The following is a 21,615-nucleotide window of genomic DNA, read 5'->3' on the forward strand; positions in this document are numbered from 1 at the left end:
TAAATAATTGATTTAGCTTACTTGGGGAAAAAATTTCCCGTGATCAGCAAACAGGCAGATCTACTTTTAACTGATGTAATTTTTGAAGGAGTTTTTTTCCGAACCTGGGCGGTGGAAGGTTTTCATTTTTATCAGGATTTAAACCTGAAACATTTTCGTTTTCAGATGGCAGTTGATTGTCTAAGATTGTAAATAACTTTATGCCTGGTACAAGTTTGAAATTGGATTGTGAAAAATTATCTTCAATTTTTTTGTATTCAAATTGGTCAAAGCAGCATGTTGATGTCTGATCTTTTACAATCAACCTGTAAATTATTGCTTCTTCCTCACAGCAATTAGAAACAACTTTTTGAGAATCTTCACAACCGGGGCACTTGCTATATGATTTACCTATAACTGAACAGTAATGTGAAACTAAAGGTAATCCCGTAGTGGAAAGTACAAACAAAAATGTCAGTGTTAATATTTTGATCCGGTTTTTCATCATACAGTCGTAAACTTAAAACATTAATTGCTACCAAGCAATGATAATGCCTGCACAAATGTTACATAATTTAAACTAATGTTTATAAATACTGCTGATATACGCATAATGACGGTGTTATTTACTAAATCAAATTTATAAACGGACTTTTACCTTTTATCAGCAGTACTTATTTCAATAAAAATTATTGGTTCATCTTTTTTTCTCTGTCCGCTGCCTGTCTATCCCATTCAGGAATAACTGTTGATATAAATTCTTTTTTTTCAGTTTTGAATTTTTGGATATCCAGCTTGAGATATTCCTGCGCTTTTTGCTTTGTTGTAAGATCCGGCATTTGAATAGGTGTGGACACTTTTAATTCTGTAAGGAGTTTTGAAAGTATTACTCTTGCTTCCTCAGATTTTTTTATCGATGTGCCAAGTATTCTTGCTACTTCAAGAGGTGCGTGAAAACTTGCACCGTGCGATGCAGTTGCAAAATCCCATCTCCATTGTGCATGTCTTATTAATGTAAGAATTGGTTTCATTTGAGTTTCTGTAGCACCATTATCCCACGCTGTTTTAGCTTCGATATGAGCTTTGACAAGTGAACCTTCGGCAAGGTCCTGCAGTTCTTTGTTTTTATCCTGACGTTCATACACATTACTCATTAGAGTTTCTTCGCTTTCGCGATGGCAAACTGCACAACTTCTTGAAATATTATTAAGCGGGCTTTGCATATGATGATCTGTGAATTTTACACTTCCTTCACTCATATAAGGCATGTGGCAGTCTGCACAGGAAACACCTCGTTGACCATGTATCCCTACTTTGAATATTTCATAACCTGGATGTTGTGCTTTGATAATGGGTGTCTTACTTAATGCATGGACAAAATCTTTATGTTCAATTTCATCATAATATTTTTCCATGTCTTCAACAGTGAATCCGTCATCCCATGGAAATGTAAGATATGTATGATCTTCACCACCAAAATAATACTCAACATGACACTGAGCACAAACCAGCGATCTCATCTCCTGTTGCGTTGAATTTTTTATATCCTTCCCCATCCTGCTGAAAGCTTCAGCAAGTGCAGGTCGTGTAATTCTCAGATTCATTGTGTTTGGTTCGTGGCAATCCTGGCAGCCTATAGGATTAACAATTTGTGAACCCATATCCTTCCATGGTTGTTTATAAAAATTGGAAGCGCCCATTTCATTCATAACTCTTGGAACATCTGTACTTTTGCAAGTCCAGCAGGTTGCAGGCTGCTTAACTCTAGTACGTAAAGTGTTGCGAATATCGGTTACTGCATAATAATGACCGCGTGATTGATTATAGTCGTGCGAGAATGCATAACCAGCCCACAGAATTACCATATTCGGATCTCGTTCAAGTTCATCAATCATTACAGAGCCATTGTATTTACTTGCGAAAGAAGTATCCCGTGTTTTAAGATATGTTTGATATTCACGCGGGAAATTTTCTCCCCAAACTTCATTGCGGGGTTCCCAATCCGGTATTGTTTTTACTAATTGAAATTGCTGAACAGATTCAGTCCTTCTTTCAAGTATCGAGGCACCAAAAAGACCTACAAGAAATACAACCGCGATTGTTCCTAAAAATAAAAACCATGCAACCCAGGGTTTCTCTGTGATTAATTTTTGAAATTTGCTCATTACTGCTCCATAAAGAATTAGTTTGATTTTTCATTTGAAATATTTTTTTCTATCCATTCAGGCATAACCGGTGTCAGTTGTGGAACTCTGACAAAAGGAAATGATGACAGGCTGTTCACACGCCCGTGCGGCACTTCCCGGTGACAATCCCAGCAAAGCTTTCCATTTCCATGGTCGGCTGATTCTCCTGTCATTGTGATTAAGTTTGTTTGATTGATAAGATCAGAATGACATCGGATACAATTTTCCTGAACAACATTTCTCCCGGCTTCATGAATTCTTATTACCTGCGGCTCAAGTCTGAAAGTAAACATAGTTGCATGACGTAATCCGTCACTCGCTTTAAATAGATAGGTTCTGATAAAATTATCGTGTGGTACATGACAGTCGTTACATGTAGTAACCCTTGCATGACTGCTCCTCTGCCACGTTGCAAATTGCGGGTTCATTACGTGGCAATTTACACAGGCTTTGGGGTCATCGGAAAGATATGATGTAGCATTTGAAATATGTGCGATCACAAATCCTAATCCAAATATTACACCAATGGCGATTATCACAGGCGCTCTCCATTGCGGTGGAGGAATTAAGGAGGATATTATTTTTTTCAGGTTCATAAATCTATATTATTATTTGAATACAAGTTTATTCAATTCACTTTCATTGATTTCATTTTCAATCATAACAAATAATTCCCGTTCTTCCTTTCTGATGTGATTTTCAAGCAGTCTTCCAAGTTTGTCAAGAATGGTTATTTGATCAGATGATGAGTCAAGCTGTTCAACTAATTTTTTTATCTGAATGTGTTCGAAAAATATTTCAGTAAATAAAATGTCAATTTCCTTAGACTTCCCCTTCACCAGCGGATATAGGATTTCCTCTTCATCATTGAAATGACGGATCAACTCTGTATTAAAAAAATTTTTTGTGTATTCAATTTTGCCCGGAAGATCATTTGGAAGACCTTTGTAAACGGGGGCATTTATTTTTATCAGGTTAGCAAGTACTAACCCGTGATGATGATCATGCGAAAGAGCGATAAGATTACCATGTCTTTTCATAAAATGCTGTCAGATCCATGCTTAGTAATGAAGTGTCTAAATCTTTTTTTCAAACTAATAGATTTCATTTTCGTAAGCAACCATTATGAATATTAAATTTGTTAGCAGTCAAATAAAATTAGTTTTTTTAGTTTTATAATTTATTAATTGTTCATTCCATTTTTTAATTCCTGCTCAAGTCTTTCGCGGGTTACCTGTTCATTCAAATGTTTCATTTCTTTTGTTCCGGTCGGATGTCCATAGCTGTTCATTTGTTTATAATGCATCATATACTCTTCAGAAGTAATTTTATTCTGCCATAACCCTGCTATCATTCCAATTCCGGTAACAACCATAAATATTGATACTACACCAACCGCTACAATTTTTTTAGATATTTTTTTCTTTGAAGGAAGAATTGATTTTAAATCAAGCGTATCCTTAACGGGACAAACATCAACACAACTCATACACGTGCTGCACTCATCCGAAAAAACTGTTTTCACTTTATCAACCTTAATTGCAGAGGGACATGCTTTTGAACACAATCCGCAGTCAATACAACTTACAGCGTTTCTCTTAATTTTGTTCGGACTGAGTAATGAAGTAATTCCAAGTAAAGCACCGTAAGGACAAAGAAATCTGCACCAGAAATTTCTTATAAAAATTGAGAGAATGAAAAGTGTTCCAATTACAATTAAAGAAGTACGCGAAATATCAGCAAAGAAGTAGTACATCTTAATATCTGAAACCGCGTTGTAAGGGCTGTCAAGAAAAGCTTTCACTGCAAGATCACTCATTAAAAATAAAACGGAGTAAGTAAGAAACGCCAGCAACAGATATTTTAAACTTCTGAGAGGATAATCTAAAAACTTAGGCAGTTTTAATTTTCTCTTAAATATTTTTTCACCAAAGTCTCCGATCAATTCTGAAATAAACCCGACAGGGCACATCCAGCTGCAAAAAGATTTTCCAAATACGAGTGACATCAAAACTATTCCTGAAAAAATGAAAAACCCGGCAGGATGTGAAGCATGAATTTCACCTGTTGAAAGAAATAAATAGAAACTCATAAATGAACTGATTGGAAGGAACCCATCAACACCCGGCGGACGTTCATAGAACTGTGTCGCTCCATTCGTCTCAAAGTATTGTGTGAAAAAGTAAAACTCGATTCCAATCCATATACATAACAACGCAAACAGGATTTGCACAGTAAACCTGATTTTCTGAATTCCCTTTTCGCTATTCCTTATTATCTTTTGCTTTTCTTTCATCGCACGTCTCAATCGTTATTTCCAGATGTATGTATTGTAACTGCCATTATCCTGTGGTTCACTTTTTACTTTGAAATTTTTCTCAGAAACTTTTTCTATCAGAGGTGCAGGAAGAAAGGGTGTTATTAATAAAAAGCTTTCCTCTTCTTTAAGCTCATTGATAGAATTCATTACTTTTGCGAGCGGATGAATTCCCGCTTCGAGGTCACTGATAGCATTGTAAACTTCTTTTATAGTTTCGGGCTTCAAATCAATTTCTGTTTTCATTATCATCCTTTCATTAATATTCAAGAATTCTTCTTTCACCTTCGAGCTTTCTTAATTCCGTCACGTCTTGTGTTACTTCGAGTGTTCCAAGATAATTTTTTGAATCATCGCGAACTGCATAGTATCTGATATAAATAAATCTCTCCTTAAAGTTTATCCAGAATGATGCTTTATCCTGAACTCCGTTTTTAAAATCATTAAGTATTTTTTCTACGATATGAACACTTCCAGGTGGATGACAGTACTGAACTTTTCTTCCAAGTATGGCTTTGTTACGCTGGAAAATTCTGTCTTCGCCATGAGAGAAAAATTTTACGTTATCATCTTTATCAACGAATGTTAAATCCACCGGCATTGCATTGAATAATGCTGTCAGTTCATCAAGATTAAATATACCCGTCGGCAGTTTTATTTTTGCATTATCTATTATCTCACTCGTTGCTGAAACGTTCACATTTTCAGGATGCCACTTGTGTACAGGAGAATACAAACAATAACCGATCTCGTCACCCTGGTTATATATCTGCAGCCAATCTTCCTCCTTAAGTGTATCAAGAGACATCGGAAAAAGAATTTTTTCTTCTTTGTAGATCATTTCATCGATGGATTTGACAGTGGGTTTCATAACTAATTCAATAATACTATTTAAGTCTTCGATAGTTGGATTTTCCAGTGCGTTCATTACACTTATACAATTTTTTAACATCTCCCTTGTCTGATCATGTTTACCCCACATCACAGTTGAAGGTCCTGTTATTCCGTATTTCTCAAGGAATGGAAACAAAAGATTTTCTTTTCTCAGATAATGTTTTTCAATATCCATCAGGTTATTAAATGAACTTCTGATTATCAGAAAAATTTCATCAGCATTTTTATCTGGAGACATTTCATTCACTTTGTTGAAATGTGATTGAAGAATTTCAATTTCTCTCCTGATTGCCTGGTTTTCTTTTTTAAATGTGTGAACAGGATGACCGGGAGTATCCTGAGTTTTAGCTTCAGGATTTATTAGACCTTTTAATGCTGCTGTATGAAGGTCGCACAATTCAAGCATTTTATCCCTGTTGATTCCCTCTTCAAAAAGTTCCTGTTCAACTTTTATTACATCTTCATAGCTGACTTCATTAAGAAGTGATTTGAGTTCTTCACTTACTAATTGTGAATCTTCTTCACTTCCTATTTGCCTTATCTTATCTTTTAAAAGGTTCAGTTTCATTTCATTGTTGTTTATAAACTCACTCATATTGTTCCTTGTTTATCGGATGTTATTATCTGATTTATACATAAAAATTTTTCAATTAATTTTTCTTAATGTCTTTTCTTTGAACTGATCAATGGTTTCTTTGGTCAGCATATCATAAGCTTTGGTTCGTAACTCACCCCACGTATCATGCAGCGGACAAGGTTTATCCGGCGAACAATTAGGAAAACCGAGTACACACTTATCAAATATTTCAAGTCCGTCAATAGCTGCGACAATATCTATCAAGTGAATACGCGATGGATTTTTAGCAAGGAAAAATCCACCGGACTTCCCTTTTTTTGAATGAACTATTCCACTCTCTGTAAGACTTTGCAATATCTTTGAAACGAATTCTTTTGGTATAGATAATTTTTGAGCTATATCATCAGATGGAACAACTTCATCGCTTTCTTTAGTAGCTAAGTAAAGAACAGCCTGAAGTCCGTATTCACATTTTTTTGAAAAAATTACAGTCATAATGTTTAATCAGATAATATTGTCTGATTAAAAATATGCGTATTTTCTCACTTTGTCAACAGAATTGTTAAATATTTCAGAAATCTTTTTTAAGAAATTTTCTGTAGGCGAAATAAGTTGGAATGAAGCACCACAATAACAGTGAGATAATTGAGATGAAAAATCCGGTCTGCTCTCCTAGAAATTTTTGGAACAACGCACCGGTATAACCCATCAGTGCGGAGACATCAAAATTCAAAATGAAGATTATTCTTGCCAGATCAATCGGGTTTAGCATGCTTACCCCCAGCACAACATTTTCTATTGGATAGTCGCTGAAATAATAAATGATGAACAATAATATCCCATCATATATAACAGCGAGTAAAAGCCAGGTAAGTATTGAAATACCAAATCCCTTTACCCTATCGTTTATTTTTATTGATACACCGAAAGCAACAGATGTAAAAACGAACGTGAGTGCAACACCGCAGAAAGTAAGAATTAAAAACGGAAATAGGTTTTCAAAAGTTGTTGTCAATAACAACGGAAGCATCATGCCAAACATAAACCCTGAAGATAAAGGAATTGTGTTGCCAAGATATAGTCCGATGAATAGCGATTTTCTGTCAATTGGCTGACACAATATCATTTCGATGTATTCTCTTGAATTGTAAACATAGATGGCTCCGAAAATAAGGCTGACAAGAGGAACAACAATCAAAACAATATTCATCATACTTATAGCGCTTCTTCCGCTGCCTGAATCAAAACTTAATAGGATATAATTAAGTAAAAAGAAAAATACAGAATATAGTATAGTCCATTTGCTGCGAATAGAATTGTTTAATTCATACCTGAAAATTTTTACTACTAATTCCATACTTTAACATCCTTCATCATAGCTGCGATAGCTTTTTCAAGTTTGGTCTCACCTTTATTTGTCAAAAGTGAACGAAGGCTTCCGTTAAACTGAATTCTTCCATCGAGTAAAAACATAATATCATCCGCAAGTTCCTGCACTTCTGCCATAATGTGAGATGTAAGAATTATTGTTTTTCCTTTTTCTTTTTCAATCTGTAATAACTCTTTAAGATTACTACTTGCAACAGGATCAAGTCCCGCAGTTGGTTCATCTAAAATTAGTACTGATGGATTGAACATCAGTGCGATAAGTGCGCTGACTTTTTGTTTATTTCCACCGGAAAGATTACGCAATGTTTTATTTAATTCAGGTGCAAGATTAAATACATCAATGTACGGTGAAGCTTTTAACTCACTTTCATTCCTTAGATTGCTTATCATTTTAATCAGTTCACGCACAGAAAGATTATCCGGAAAACTTGCTGCCTGCGGCATGTAACCGATTTCTTTTCTGTATAAATGCCGACCGATTATATTTTTTTCAGAAAAAATAATTTCACCGGAATCGGGTCTTACTAGTCCCAGAATTGTTTTAATAATTGTCGTTTTACCTGAACCGTTGGGTCCGACAATCGCGGTAATCTTACCGGCATTAACTTTAAATGAAACTCCGCGAAGAACTTCAAGTTTACCGAATTTCTTTTCTATGTTTTTTACTTCAATCAATTTATTCTCTTCATAGAAGGTGATGAATCAACAAGTGTTTCAGGAGTAAGTGATGGAATAACACTTTCAGCAACATCAATTATTTGAATGAACAAAGAGTGCATAAGGATAAGTGAAGGTTTTTGTTTTTCAGTAATGATGGAATAAAGTTTTACAGGTCTGTATGGAACATCACCCACACTGTTTTTATCAAGATCGTAACCAGTATAGTTACTCCAGTAATTTCCTTTAAACGTATTAAAGTTTTGCCTGCTGTTTGTGGCTATGTCAAACGAATTGGAAATAAAATCATTCTTCGAAAAAATATTGTCAGAAGAATTTGCCATAAGTTTTACAGCCCAGCCGTTACTTTCGAAAATATTATTTTCAATAGAAGTTCTTAAACAGCCTTCGATATATATACCTGTAGTATTTTTTTTCAAAAGGTTTTTTATAATTCTGCTTTCACTAATATCTTTTAAGAGTATCCCGTAAGAAGCTTGTCCCCAGTTGTCACTAAAAGTATTTTTAGTCATCTCAACTCTTTTGGAATACATCACAGCCACGCCAGCACCGTTAAAAGAAAATCGGTTGCTTTCATATTTACACTCATCAGAGAACATAAAATGTAAACCATACCGCAGATTATTAGTACTTATGTTTGAATGGATGAAAGCTTTACTGGTGAATTCGAGATAGATACCATCACGGTGTCCCTTTATCCGGTTGTTATTTATTATTACATCTTTACTGTACCAGAGATGAATCCCGTTTCCGGAAGATGTTTCTCCTTTACCATAAGCTTCAATGTAGTTGTCAGATATTATAGTCTGCGATGACTTAGAAAGATAAATTCCAAAAAAATTATTATAGAGTTTGTTGCCTTTAATTTTACAGCCGTAAACATTTTCGAGTTTAATTGCTGAATTTTCTTTTAAATAGCTGACACCTGCATTCCGCAAAAGCAAACCGATGATTTCCACACTGTCACTTTTAATGGTCAGGATTTCTTCTTTGCCGCCGCCATCAACAACGGGAAAGTCAATGCCTGTAATTTTTATTTTTCTATCGATGATAATGTTGCCCTCATAATAGTTTCCCCTTTTCACAATTATGGCATCACCATCTTTAGAAATTTTTATCGCTTCTTTTATTGATTTTATTTTTCCGTTTTTATTAACGACAATCTCTTTCGCATTTAGATTGATCACAAAAAATAAAACAGAAATCAAAATCGATATCGTGGTTCGTAAAAACATTATTACATCTTCTTAACCAATTCAACAAGTGAATTCCAGTCGTACTCAACACCACCATGTTCATCTTTGATTTTTTTTAACTTGTTATGGTCGCCGCAAGCAAGAACATTAAATCCCATTGGACTATGGAATTTTTCATTCTGAAGATAAAAAGCATCTTTTGCATTAATGAACTGAGAAGGCTCAGAAAAGTCGTTTATCCATAACGCAGCATCTTTATTTTCTTCAGAATCATTTTCAAGCAGATGCTGGACAAGACATTCAACTGCATCGAACTTAAAACATTTACCTTTTTTTGTTATCAGTTCGGCTGCATACTTATTGTCCGTTATCTGCATCATACAATGACTACAGTTATCAACCCCATATTCAATAGGTTGAGGATCCTGACCACATCCGAACGAAAATAACAATGATGATAGGATTAACATCAGTATAATATTTGTTTTCATTTTAGACTTTCTCCTTAAGCCTGAATGATTTTGAAAAAGCTGCAAACGCGGTAATTGTCATTGAAATTAATATCACATATGTACCTATTGCAGGTAGAGAAACAGCGTTAATGTTCAGTAGTTGTTTGGAACCGATTAAAGGAGGTTGATAAGTCATGCCAGGCACTTTGATCGGCGCATCTGGATTGAGGTTATGTCCATAGTTATAACCCCAGATATAAAAGTCGATCAATCCGGCAACTGACACAACAAGAAAAAGTACTATCCATATCTTGAGCAGAAATGGTTTGCCTGCATAAGCATTGTACAATCCAAACAAGATCATAAAAAGAATTACAAACGGCATTATTTTTAATTCGGGAATTGATTCAGGTTCAATGACATTCATCCCGATATAATGATTCAGACCATTAATTGACTGGAGGTCATTAGGTTTCAAGCCGCCTATTTCATTAAGCCAGATTCTTAAACCCAACCCTTCGGGATATTGCGGAGCATTTAAATCAATCTGCCATATCGGAAAAAAAAATGTCAGTAATAATATCAGTGAAGCAAATGCAGTCAGTATTTTCGATTTGGTATTCATAATAGCTCATTCCCAGATTTTATGATCAGTACAACTTTTTCTTATCACTTAATCATAGTTAGTAACATTTTAGAGTTTTCTAATGCAATCAGTCCGTGCGGAATATTTGCTGGAAGCAGAATTATTTCGTTAGTATTAACTATAACAGGTTCACCACCGATTTTAATTTCCATTTTACCGTCAACCATAAAGACCAGGGCTTCAAATGGTGAGATATGTTCGGTGAGCGATTCATTTTTTGCAAACGCAAATAGTGTAACATTTCCATTTGGCTTTTTTACTATCTGCTTGCTGACGATTGAATTTTCATTATACATTATTTCGTCAGCTAGTTTTTTACTTTTAATTGATTCGATATTTTCTGTCATCGTTTCCATATCATTCTTTTTTATTAGTGGCAATGTGTTGATTTATTTTTTGAGTCTGTAAAAAGTTCTTCTACATAATGTATAAAATGAACATAGGATTTGACATAATCCCTTCCAGCTTGGAGATCATCTGTATTGTAGTTTTTTTTCTTTATTACTTCAGAAAAATATTCTTCCAGTTCAGCATACTTTTCGTCCGGCAGAGAAGAAGATATTTCTCCTAACGAACCGAGAACAATCGCATTATCAGCTTCAGATATTCCAGGTTCTGGTTTAAAGGTTGCATCTTTTATTCCTGTATACGCAACACCTTCACCCATCCGATGAAGCCTTACTACCGTTTCAAAGAAATAATTTGTCAGTAAATTATTTACATCATTGTTAAGATTGCGATTTTGTAAAACCTTATTGAAGAGCCGGCGGATTTCCGGCTCATCTTTTTCAGGTATCCAAATCAGTACATAATTTACGTTTCCTGTTTCCAAAGATTTTTGGGCAGCTTTTATTACAGGGCCTTCAACTGAATCACAATGTGCATTGGATATTGTATTGAATGAAAAAATAACAAGTGCGGTGATGATTAAAAACTTTAAATTCATTACTTATTATCTCCTAAACTATAAGACAGTTGTACATTTGAACCCTGGGGTGAAACCCGAATATAGCCTGACATTTCCTGATGCAAGGCTGAACAGAAGTCAGTGCAGTAGAATGGATGAATACCTGCTTTTGAGGGAATCCATTTAAGTGTTCGTGTCTGTCCAGGCATAATTAGCAATTCTGCATTGTTATTACCTTTCACAGCAAATCCATGCGGTACGTCCCAGTCCTGTTCAAGATTCGTTATATGGAAATAAACTTCGTCACCAACTTTAATACCTTCGATGTTATCCGGTGCGAAATGACTTCTCATCGCTGTCATATAAACGTGCACTTCATTTCCTTTTCTTTCAACGCGGCTGTCTTTCTCTTTTTTAGTTGCATGCGGATGCATGTTTTCTTCAATCTTATAAAACTTAATTGTTTTATCCTTTACAAGATCAGCAGGAAGACTTTGTGCATAATGCGGTTCACCGGCAGTAGGAAAATCTAAAAGCAGCTTCATCTTGTCACCGCTTATATCAATAAGCTGCGCTGATTGTGTAAGTTCCGGTCCGGTTGGAAGATATCTGTCCTTTGTAATTTTATTCAGAGCAATTACATATTTTCCCCAGGGTTTTTTACTGTCGCCTCCGGGAATATTTAAATGACCGATTGAATAATAAACAGGGATTCTATCCGCAACTTCCCATGTTCCAACTTTCCATTTTACAATTTCAGAAGAAATGAATGCTGATGTATAAGCATATCCCTTATCATCAAATTCAGTATGCAGCGGTCCCAAACCGGGATCTTTAACTTCACCGGCAACTATTGATTCATATTTAAGGATCGGGATTCCCTGTATCTCACCATCAAATTCTTTATTCTCAATTGCTTTGATCATTTTTGAAAATGAATGAACGGGAATTACAGTCGCTAGTTTTCCTCCAGCAACTATGTACTCACCGCTTGGATCAACATCAACTCCGTGCGGAGATTTTGGAGTTGGCAGGTAATAAATCATACCGGGACATTCTTTCGGGTCTAAAACTTTTACTTCAGTATTCTTAACTGAAACGGCTGTTTGAGTTTTATGATCCATATAATTCCGGTAATACTCAGCAGGCATCGTTCTGGCTTTTCCTTCTTTGAGATATTTTTCAGCAAGCTTCCAGTTAACCGCCGCAATAAAATCTTTATCATTCTTTGATGCGTTTATTTCCAACAGAGTATTAGCTTGCTCACTGTTATAGCTTGTGAAGAATGCCCAATCACCTGAAGGTCCTTTACCTCCTCTAGCAAGATCATAATTAAATCCAGGGACAATTATCTGGAATTCAAGATTCATCATTTCGGTTTTAGGGTCGAGTTTTATAAAACTGATTGAGCCTTTAAAGTTTTCTTTATAAGATGAAATCGGGATATCGTTTTGAGGAATCGGAACACTGAATCTTGTTGATGCAATAACATACTCAGTATTCTGCGTAATGAATGGTGACCCATGATTACCTGCGGAATTCGGGATTTCAATTATTTCTGTTGTCTCAAATTCCTTTAAATCTACCTTGGCAATACGCGGAGTATTATTGCCATTAATAAAAACAAATCTTCCATCGGGAACACCATCAGTTTGTGAAAGTTGTGGATGATGGGCATCATCCCAGGGAATAAATCCGTAAGAAGTATTCAACATTGCTTTGGTTTCTTCAGAATAGCCATACCCTGTTTCAGGGTTTTGGGCAAATACCGACATCACTTTAAATTTTCTTCCGGATGGCAAACCGTATACGGTCATTTGACCACTGAACCCACCTGACATAAAAGTATAAAATTCATCATATGTTCCTGGTGCGACATATACCTGCGATGATACATCCCCCGAAAAACTTTGCTTACTGTTGTTACAACCGATATAGCTGACAATTATTACGGCAACTATAAAAGTCAGCAAAAAGAAATTACCTGAAGGTTTCATTTTATTCCCTTTCATATTCTAAAATTTATTTTTCGTTTCCGGCTTTTCTAAAATATTCGAGTATGGACCTTGCTTCATCGAATGAAAGATTCTGATTAGGCATTGGAGTCATAAACTCAGCTAATAATTTTTTCGCCTCAGGATGTTTTTTATACATCTCTTCCGGGTTTAACATCATGTTCATTATATACTCAGGTGAACGTCTTTCAAAAATATTTCTTTGTGCCGGTCCTACATATCGCTCATCAAGTTTATGACAAGAAGCACATTTGCTAAGAAAAATATCTTCTCCCTGTTTTGCGAGCTTCATATCCAAAGCACTTAATTCGATAATTTGTTTTATTGGTCCAATGCCGTTCTTCATCTCGAAATCAGATAAACCACTGGCATTCGTGTTCGCGGTAACTGTTTTATTGTTGCTAAACTGGGCAGGATCCTGTCCTTGTGAATCACCACAGCCTGTCAATACAATGATTGATAGTGCAAGTAGAAGCAGCAGATAAACAGCAGATGTTGTGTTTTGTGTTCTCTTCGTTACCATTTTACTCTCCATATTTTTTATATTAGGACTTTTTTGTCTGATTATATTCTAAAAATTTTTAACTGCTATTTCATCGATTCAAAAAAAATTTTCCACATTCAAATTATTAATACCAAAAGCTTATCAGATTTTTTTGTCTGATTATAACTTAAGACAATAATTTCCTTTTGTCAAGTAATTAACTAAAATTATTTTGGTAATTAATCAGGCAGGATTATTTTTGAGTTGAATTCGCTCTTCCAAACGTTCATCGAACAACTTGCCTATTTCTGCCCCGACAATAAATACCGCGGCAGAATAGTATATCCAGAATGCGACAACAACTACCAAAGCGTAAGCACCATAAATTTGTCCCCATGACGCAAAGTTGAAAATGTAATAACCGAAGACCTGCTTTGCGCCTTCCCACAATATTGCTGCCCACATCGCACCGATAGCTACAGATCGTTTCCTTATTTTCTTTATCGGAATGAATTTGTACATAATTGCAAACAGTGAGAAAATGATAAAAAGCGAAATAAGTGTTGTAAATATTTTTTGAAAAATACCGTATTGTAAAAACTCTAGAAACGGCAGATGCTCGGAGACATTTCTAAAAATATCAAGCATAGGCAGGAACATTGTTGATACGAGAAAAATTAGAATCACGATCATGATTATTGCAAAGTCTCTTAACTTGCCGAGGAAAATATTAATGTCTAAATCCGTCCCGAATACTTTATTCAATATTGTTCTTACGCTGCTGAAGAATCCGCTCGCAGCAAAGAACAAACCAATAATACCAACGAAACCAGCAATGTTTTTAAATTCAATTACTTCATAAATTCTTTTATAAAGAATTGACTTAACAAATTCAGCGTAGGTTTCATACGGAATGATCGTGTCAATGAGAGTATTTATCTGTACTTCCACATCTGAGGATGAAAGGAAATTTCCAAGTATCCAGAAGAGAATAAGAACAAGAGGAACTATACAAACGAAAAGTGAAAACGCCAGCCCGCCGCTTAGTAACAAAACATGATGTTCGTCTATCCTGTTATACAATCCCCCGAAGTAATGAAAGAAAAACTTTTTGAACTTTTGATAATCGGGAATCATATTGAGCAGAAACCGAAGCTTTCTGAAAGCTTTATAAGTTTCTGACTCTCTGATCCTCTTTATTAAATTGATTTTAAACATTCATAATTTCGGAAATTGAATGATAGTATAAATCAGCAAGCCTGTTCAATTCAATACCAATCTTATTGTTCACATTTAAACTTCTGCCGCCGGTTTTTCCGATCAGTTTAAAAACCTGTCCTGCATCACCGAGTATTTTTTCAACTGCACTCTGATTTTTTGTACTGATTGAAATTACAATCCTCGACTGACTCTCACTAAACAATGAAAAATCTTCTCGACTTTTAACCGGAATATTCACATCAGCACCGATCATATTAGTTTCATTAATTATACAGCTTTCTGCAATCGCTGATATTATTCCACCCTCAGAAATGTCGTGGGCAGAATTTATCAATCCTTCATTGATTAGTTTTAATAATGTGTCCTGTAATTTCTTTTCTATAGTCAGATCTATCGCTGGTGAATCGCCGGCAACTTTATTGAACATCAGTTTTATGTATTCACTGCCGCCCATTTCTTCTTTATCTTCTCCAAGCACGTAAATCAAATCATTTTCATTTTTGAAATACGATGTTGTGATGTGAGATAATTTTTCAATCAGCCCAACCATTCCGATAGTAGGCGTCGGATAAACCGCTGTGTTCGGTGATTCATTATAGAAACTAACATTGCCTCCTGTAACCGGAGTGTTAAAGAATCTGCATGCTTCTCCCATTCCTTCTATCGCCTGCTTGAACTGCCAGTAAATTTCAGGTTTGTATGGATTACCAAAGTTAAGACAGTTTGTAACTCCAAGTGGAATGCCGCCGGAACAAACAATGTTACGTGCTGATTCAGCAACCGCTATCATTGTTCCCACTTTTGGATTAAGATAAACATAACGTGAGTTGCAGTCTGTTTTAACAGCCAACGCTTTGTCTGTTCCTTTGAGATAAATTACTGCTGAATCACAACCGGGACCAACAATAGTATTTGTCCGCACCATTGAATCATACTGTTCATACACCCATTTTTTTGATGCTATGTTAGGTGATGAAAAAACTTTTTCAAAAACATCCGTTAAGTTTTTTGGTTCTGGTAATGTTGAGTGATCAAATTTTCTTAGCTCATTAAGATAAGCCGGTTCTTTTGTTGCTCGCTGATAAACAGGAGCACCGCCGCCAAGGACTAATTCATACGAAGGAATAGCTGCTTTCTTTTCACCTTCATAATTTATTTCAAGAATGCCGTCATTAGTTACCTCGCCAACAATCTCGCAGTGAAGATCCCATTTCTCAAAAACTTTTTTTACATTTTCTTCATGACCTTTTTTTACAACACATAACATTCTTTCCTGGCTTTCGGATAACATAATTTCATAAGCTGTCATTCCCTTTTCCCGCAGAGGAACTTTATTGAGATCGACCTTCATTCCGGATTTACCCTTTGCGCTCATTTCACTTGTTGAACAGGAAATTCCCGCAGCACCCATATCCTGTATTCCAACTAACCATCCGTTACGTATAATTTCCAATGAGGCTTCAAGTAAAAGTTTTTCTGTAAACGGATCACCTACCTGTACTGATGGTCTTTTCGCTTCCGACTTTTCAGAGATTTCTTCCGAAGCAAATGTAGCACCATGTATTCCGTCTCTGCCTGTGGATGAGCCGACAATCATAACAGCGTTGCCGACACCTTCCGCAGTTGCACTTGCAACATTTCCGTGTTTTACTATTCCAACTGCCATTGCATTAACAAGTGGATTATCCTGGTATGATTCATCAAAATAAACTTCACCGGCAACTGTTGGGACTCCGAAGCTGTTTCCATAATCACCGATACCTTTTACAACACCATCAAATAAAAATCTTGTGCCTGCGTCATCAAGTGAACCAAAGCGTAATGAATTTAATGATGCGATTGGTCGCGCACCCATTGTGAAGATGTCCCTCATAATTCCACCGACACCTGTTGCCGCGCCCTGGTATGGTTCAACCGCGGAGGGATGATTATGACTTTCAATTTTAAAGCAAACCGCTAGTCCATCGCCGATGTCAATCAGTCCGGCGTTTTCTTCACCGGCACCGACCATAAGCTTGCCGCCGTCACGAGGTAAAGTTTTTAAAAGTGCGATTGAGTTTTTATAACTGCAGTGTTCACTCCACATCACACTGAAAATTCCAAGCTCGGTGAATGATGGTATTCGCCCTAATATTTTTTGAACGCGTTGATATTCTTCTTCGGTTAGTCCGTGTTCGAGTGCAAGTTCAAGAGTTACTTCGGGTTCTTTCATTAATAAATCCGGAATAGTTTAATAAATAGTCGTTCTAATATAATACTTTGAAAATTTGTGAGGAAACTGAATTTGATTATGATTTAATGTAGAAGTTCAATAAAAAAGGCTGGCAATACTGCCAACCCTTAATAAAATATTCTTTGGATGGATGTTAAAACAACGATGTTATGTTCTGGAAATGAATTGATAGTCCTGTAATGTTAGTTTCAAAGATCTCATCTCCAGAAAAATAATCGGTATCGTAATATCGAATATCAAGATGTTCGGCAAGAAAATCTGTTACAGGATCATTTGCCCAATAAGCATATAGCTTGAATAAGCCTTTTGCCCTGATACCAATTCCGCTTGTTTCTCTTACATCCCAATAACCACGTCCTGAAAAATGACCGTCATAAATGGTAAGGGTTTCAAATAAATCTATCATCAAACCTCTGCGTGAGACTATTTTTTCATCTCCTTCTATTTCAATCACATTTTTCCAAAATCTTAGATCGCTGAGAGTAGATTGGTATTCTTTCTTAGCTCGTATGAGCGAATCCTGTCCAGTCCAACTGACACCAACAAGTATATCCTCGGCTTCAACAGTAAAAGAAATATTGATTGTGTTTATGTTGATTCGCTCATCAATTAAATCCAACCCAAAATTTATTCCGTAGCCAAGCCTGTCTGTTCGCGGTAATGGATCTGCCTGAGCCGGATCGATATAATGAACAAAGTCACCAACATTGGTCCGTGCATATCCCAGCGAGAAATTGAAATTGGGTTTTAATACCGGAGTTTCGCCAAAAGTAAAATTCTCATCAATTAATTTTATTAAAGGGACATTTAATAAAATACCATAATCATAAACGCCTGGCTCTGCTGATGCCCTGCCTGTTTCACTTCCTGTTGGCCTGTCACTCAAAATGGAAGTAACATCTTTATACGTATAACCCACACTTAGCTGAACACAATAATCAATACCAACACCCAATGAAAAAGCCTGATAGTAATCTTTTGAATTAAACGAACCTGCTGGACTGTAGTATGTTCCAAAATCCATTTCTGCTCTTGAATAACCGAGTCCAACCGAAACTGGAAACCCAATTTCATTCTTCAAATCATAACCCAGATTGAGTGCATAACTATTTAATTCTATATCAAAACCGAGATTTTTTAACCATTCAACTTTAGCGGGATAAAAGATAAATGATAAATTATTTGTCCTGCTTGAAAAACCAAGTTGTGCCGGGTTATATAAAACAGCTAAGGGATCATCATTAGGAAGTGCAGTTCCTGTCCCACCCATTGCCATTGATGAAGGTGAAACCGGCAACATTAAGAACGGAATTGCGGCTTCTCCCTGCGGAAAAATATTCCAGCTTAAAATTATACTTAAGAATGCTGCTGCGAGAAATGTTTTTGCTTTCATTTTATGCCCACTACATTGTGATTAATTATTCAATTAATTGAAAATGATTTAATGTTAAAGTGTTAAGCCCAATGCTATCTTCCCTATTGTTTGTTCTCTGAATTTTCCTGACATAAGATGTGAGTCTGCAAGGGCAATATCTATGTTAAAATTATTCGTGGATAGTTTTAATCCCGCCGTGATAAAGAATACATTAAAAAAGTTTTCACGATTATAAAAATAATTTTCTTCTCTAATTGTAAGATCAGAGGAACTAAATCCTATCGAAGCTGATGTAACTTCATTGAATTTCAATACGGCACTTGTGGAGTATATTAGTTGATTATCCCACAACGAGGGCTGACTCTTCCATAGTATAAGACTTAGGCTTGTTAATAATTTTAACTTTGATGTAATATCGATTGATAAGTCAGAGTTTATTTGATCAGGAAAATGTGCTGAAATAAAAGGGACAACATCTATAACATAAATTGATGAATCACCCCTGGGATCCGGGTCAAATACTTTTGATGGAGAATTAGATTCAACCTTTCCATCAAATTCAATTTTGCTTTGGTACATTAATCCCAGGTTAATAGAATGATTTTCATCGATTAATAATGTATAGAATATTCCTGCACTTAGCGCTGGAGAATAATCTTCTGCATCAAATTCATATCTGTACAATTTAGTGTAGTCATAAAATCTCCCAAGTGAAAATCTCAATCCTACATTTAGATTGTCATTGCTAAAAATATTTCCAAAAGAATACGCTGATGTAATACTAAAATCCTGCATCGCAGTTTCCATAGTAGGAGAGAAAAGTTCACCTGTACCATAAGGATTTTCTTCTGTGGTAATTGGTATTAGTCCAAAATCAAGCGACATATTGTAACCCTGACCAAAACTCAACCCAAGAGTTATTTCATCAAATTTTAAAACAGACCCGAATGATTGAGGTGTGATGTTATGAATTCGGCTTACATCTATGTCAGCATAATAACCATCTTTAATATTAGTGCTGAATTGATATGAAAGTCCCAGTGAATAATTATTAAACTGCACAATAGAGGCAGGATTCATAGACGAAAGATTTGAGACATCATTATAAATAGAAGAAGTACCGTAAGAATTTAATAAACCCAGTCCAAATCCCTGTGGGAATGAGGTTGCCCGGCTTTCAGTTCCTTGGCTGGATTGAGAAAAAATATTTAGACTTACTAAAACACAAAAAAACAGAACATACTTTTTCATAAGATCCCCCTGAATTATTTTATTTAGATTCAGCTATAACTTATCGTCAAAAATCACTTTCCCTTGTTTGTCATAAGTTATATTTCGCACCAGTTTATTTTTTTCATAAGTCTGTTTGGCTTCAAGTTTACCATCAGGATAATAACGAAGTGTTTCGCCGTTAAGAACACCTTGCTCATAATTTGCAACTGTTTTGAGAGCACCATCCGGGTAGTAAGCTTTAAACTCACCTACCATCATTCCGTTTTCAAACATAACTTCAGATGCAATGTTTCCGACTTCATCATAAGCAATCATTAAACCTTCACGCACACCATTCCTGTATTCGGTTTCCGATTTAACTGCACCGTTTTTATGATAAGCTAATTTTACTTCACCCTTGCGCTCAACCTGTTTTCTTGTTTTAGTCTGAACTACATTTTCCTGCGGCTGGTTTTTATTTTCCTGGCAGCCGCCGATAACCGTGTAGAGTGCGATTAAAATTATTGTTAACGAATTAAAAACTCTTGTCATCTTTATTCCTGAATTATTTTTCCACTGCAAAGTTATGACTTGTTTATGAAAATCGAAATTGAATTTTTATCCTTCAGATATTCAGAAACTCATCCCATATTTTATAAAGCTGGTAGGTCGCGTAAATATCTTCACCGCAGTAAATAGCAATATCCCTCACTCTACCCGCTTCATAAAGATTTTTTACTTCCATACCGGAAACGCCTTTTGATTTAGGTGATTCAACTCCGAATGCGTGACAATAAAAATCCAGGTTGAACTTCCTTGTTATTCCATAGTAAGTGAATTGTTCCAGAAGGTCGATATGATTACCGGAATCATACCTGTTTTTGATTAATGCTTTTGTCGGTTTTATTTTGTGGAGAGCAGAGCGAAGCATCATAAATGGCACATCAAAATTTCTTCCGTTAAATGTTATGAACTGGTCAGTGACTTCGGCAATCCGCCAGAACGATTTCAGCATTTCCTCTTCACTCAAGCTTTTGTACTGAACATTCTTTTCCTCTGATTTCCATTCTTCAACTTTGTCTCCTTCATAATAGACATAAGCCTTTTCGGCGGTAACATCGAATATGCCAATCGCGATTACTTTAGCTGTGAAAGGATAGAGACTTGTGAACCTGATAGCGTCTTCAATTCTTGTTGAACGTGTTTTATAATCAGATTCTTTTTCTGCATAACGAAGTAAATATTCCTGCTGACTTTCCGATAAAGATTCAAAAGGATATGCACAGGTTTCTATATCGAAGACTAACTTTCTCATAGAGCCCTCCGTTAATATGTTGTGACGAATTATTTTTCTGACAGTATGACTAAATCTTTTTCAAATGCTTTTACTGCTGCCACAAATTTTTCAGGAAGAGGAGTAGATTTTTTTGTTTTCGGATCAACGTGAACAACAACACCAGAACCATCAACTATTAATTCATTTGTCTTTGCGTTAACAATCAGGTGCTCAAATCCATAAGAAGAATTTTTTATGAAAGAAACTTTTGAATGAATAATTAATTCATCATCAAATCTTGCGTGACTTTTATAGTTGATTTCATTACGGACCATAAAGAACAAACTGCCGTCGGTAAATAATCCTTTTTCGGGAATAAGTCCTAAGTCTTTTACATACTGAAGACGCGCGTGTTCAAAGTAATTGATATAAACAGCATTGTTGCATACTCCAAGCATATCAACTTCATGAAAGCGGACTGAAACCTTTGTTTGATGTGAAAAATTATTTGTACTCATAAAAGTAATTATTATTGTTTAATTGCTGCATTGTTTCATTTTTGTTAAAGCAATGAAACA

The 21,615-nt window shown here is 35.7% G+C and carries 24 protein-coding genes; all 24 read right to left on the minus strand.

Translation table 11 applies throughout. The features are described 5' to 3' along the window. Positions 1–43: 43 nt before the first annotated feature. Positions 44–484 carry a hypothetical protein gene (locus IPM56_12275; GenBank protein QQS35027.1) on the minus strand — a complete coding sequence of 147 codons (441 nt, stop codon included), beginning with the start codon at positions 482–484 and terminating at the stop codon, positions 44–46. Positions 485–668: 184 nt separating this feature from the next. Then, positions 669–2,144, minus strand: coding sequence for an ammonia-forming cytochrome c nitrite reductase (nrfA, locus tag IPM56_12280; protein ID QQS35028.1), 1,476 nt, complete (start codon positions 2,142–2,144; stop codon positions 669–671). 17 nt (positions 2,145–2,161) lie between these two features. Further along, positions 2,162–2,761 carry a cytochrome c nitrite reductase small subunit gene (nrfH, locus tag IPM56_12285; GenBank protein QQS35029.1) on the minus strand — a complete coding sequence of 200 codons (600 nt, stop codon included), beginning with the start codon at positions 2,759–2,761 and terminating at the stop codon, positions 2,162–2,164. A gap of 12 nt (positions 2,762–2,773) precedes the next feature. Further along, positions 2,774–3,205, minus strand: coding sequence for a hemerythrin domain-containing protein (locus tag IPM56_12290; GenBank protein ID QQS35030.1), 432 nt, complete (start codon positions 3,203–3,205; stop codon positions 2,774–2,776). A 143-nt stretch (positions 3,206–3,348) separates the two neighbouring features. Further along, positions 3,349–4,461: a 4Fe-4S binding protein gene (locus tag IPM56_12295; GenBank protein ID QQS35031.1), complete on the minus strand. Its 1,113-nt coding sequence runs from the start codon at positions 4,459–4,461 to the stop codon at positions 3,349–3,351. A gap of 15 nt (positions 4,462–4,476) precedes the next feature. After that, entirely contained in the window at positions 4,477–4,728 is a 252-nt protein-coding gene (locus IPM56_12300) for a DUF2249 domain-containing protein (protein QQS35032.1), read from the minus strand. 13 nt (positions 4,729–4,741) lie between these two features. After that, on the minus strand, positions 4,742–5,971 hold the full coding sequence (locus IPM56_12305; protein QQS35033.1) for a DUF438 domain-containing protein: 1,230 nt from the start codon (positions 5,969–5,971) through the stop codon (positions 4,742–4,744). Between the two features lie 51 nt (positions 5,972–6,022). Continuing rightward, on the minus strand, positions 6,023–6,448 hold the full coding sequence (locus tag IPM56_12310) for an Rrf2 family transcriptional regulator (GenBank protein QQS35034.1): 426 nt from the start codon (positions 6,446–6,448) through the stop codon (positions 6,023–6,025). 76 nt (positions 6,449–6,524) lie between these two features. Further along, on the minus strand, positions 6,525–7,310 hold the full coding sequence (locus IPM56_12315; protein ID QQS35035.1) for an ABC transporter permease subunit: 786 nt from the start codon (positions 7,308–7,310) through the stop codon (positions 6,525–6,527). After that, the gene (locus IPM56_12320) at positions 7,301–8,017 is read right to left on the minus strand and encodes an ABC transporter ATP-binding protein (protein QQS35036.1); all 717 of its coding nucleotides are present in this window, start codon (positions 8,015–8,017) and stop codon (positions 7,301–7,303) included. The genes IPM56_12315 and IPM56_12320 overlap by 10 nt, the downstream gene beginning before the upstream one ends. After that, on the minus strand, positions 8,014–9,255 hold the full coding sequence (gene nosD / locus IPM56_12325; protein QQS35037.1) for a nitrous oxide reductase family maturation protein NosD: 1,242 nt from the start codon (positions 9,253–9,255) through the stop codon (positions 8,014–8,016). Before nosD ends, IPM56_12320 begins: the two co-directional genes overlap by 4 nt. 2 nt (positions 9,256–9,257) lie before the next feature. Next, on the minus strand, positions 9,258–9,707 hold the full coding sequence (locus IPM56_12330) for a nitrous oxide reductase accessory protein NosL (GenBank protein QQS35038.1): 450 nt from the start codon (positions 9,705–9,707) through the stop codon (positions 9,258–9,260). A 1-nt stretch (position 9,708) separates the two neighbouring features. After that, on the minus strand, positions 9,709–10,293 hold the full coding sequence (locus IPM56_12335; GenBank protein ID QQS35039.1) for a hypothetical protein: 585 nt from the start codon (positions 10,291–10,293) through the stop codon (positions 9,709–9,711). A gap of 44 nt (positions 10,294–10,337) precedes the next feature. Further along, complete coding sequence (locus IPM56_12340) at positions 10,338–10,670, minus strand: cupin domain-containing protein (GenBank protein ID QQS35040.1); 333 nt, start codon at positions 10,668–10,670, stop codon at positions 10,338–10,340. Between the two features lie 14 nt (positions 10,671–10,684). Next, a complete protein-coding gene (locus IPM56_12345) occupies positions 10,685–11,260 on the minus strand; it encodes a hypothetical protein (GenBank protein QQS35041.1) in 576 nt (191 codons plus the stop codon). After that, the gene (gene nosZ, locus IPM56_12350) at positions 11,260–13,218 is read right to left on the minus strand and encodes a Sec-dependent nitrous-oxide reductase (protein QQS35042.1); all 1,959 of its coding nucleotides are present in this window, start codon (positions 13,216–13,218) and stop codon (positions 11,260–11,262) included. The genes IPM56_12345 and nosZ overlap by 1 nt, the downstream gene beginning before the upstream one ends. Before the next feature lie 25 nt (positions 13,219–13,243). Beyond that, positions 13,244–13,759 (minus strand): cytochrome c, encoded by a 516-nt coding sequence (locus tag IPM56_12355; protein QQS35043.1) that lies wholly within the window; start codon positions 13,757–13,759, stop codon positions 13,244–13,246. Positions 13,760–13,963: 204 nt separating this feature from the next. After that, positions 13,964–14,938 (minus strand): YihY/virulence factor BrkB family protein, encoded by a 975-nt coding sequence (locus tag IPM56_12360; GenBank protein QQS35044.1) that lies wholly within the window; start codon positions 14,936–14,938, stop codon positions 13,964–13,966. Continuing rightward, the gene (gene purL, locus IPM56_12365; GenBank protein QQS35045.1) at positions 14,931–17,153 is read right to left on the minus strand and encodes a phosphoribosylformylglycinamidine synthase subunit PurL; all 2,223 of its coding nucleotides are present in this window, start codon (positions 17,151–17,153) and stop codon (positions 14,931–14,933) included. The genes IPM56_12360 and purL overlap by 8 nt, the downstream gene beginning before the upstream one ends. Before the next feature lie 154 nt (positions 17,154–17,307). Then, positions 17,308–18,567, minus strand: coding sequence for a hypothetical protein (locus IPM56_12370; GenBank protein QQS35046.1), 1,260 nt, complete (start codon positions 18,565–18,567; stop codon positions 17,308–17,310). Between the two features lie 54 nt (positions 18,568–18,621). After that, complete coding sequence (locus tag IPM56_12375) at positions 18,622–19,800, minus strand: hypothetical protein (protein ID QQS35047.1); 1,179 nt, start codon at positions 19,798–19,800, stop codon at positions 18,622–18,624. Between the two features lie 33 nt (positions 19,801–19,833). Continuing rightward, positions 19,834–20,313 (minus strand): hypothetical protein, encoded by a 480-nt coding sequence (locus tag IPM56_12380; GenBank protein ID QQS35048.1) that lies wholly within the window; start codon positions 20,311–20,313, stop codon positions 19,834–19,836. A gap of 73 nt (positions 20,314–20,386) precedes the next feature. Then, a complete protein-coding gene (locus IPM56_12385; protein ID QQS35049.1) occupies positions 20,387–21,076 on the minus strand; it encodes a ribonuclease H-like domain-containing protein in 690 nt (229 codons plus the stop codon). Positions 21,077–21,105: 29 nt separating this feature from the next. Then, on the minus strand, positions 21,106–21,555 hold the full coding sequence (locus IPM56_12390) for an acyl-CoA thioesterase (protein ID QQS35050.1): 450 nt from the start codon (positions 21,553–21,555) through the stop codon (positions 21,106–21,108). Positions 21,556–21,615 lie beyond the last annotated feature (60 nt).

The sequence above is a fragment of the Ignavibacteriales bacterium genome, from assembly GCA_016700155.1.
In the GTDB taxonomy this organism is placed as follows: domain Bacteria; phylum Bacteroidota; class Ignavibacteria; order Ignavibacteriales; family Ignavibacteriaceae.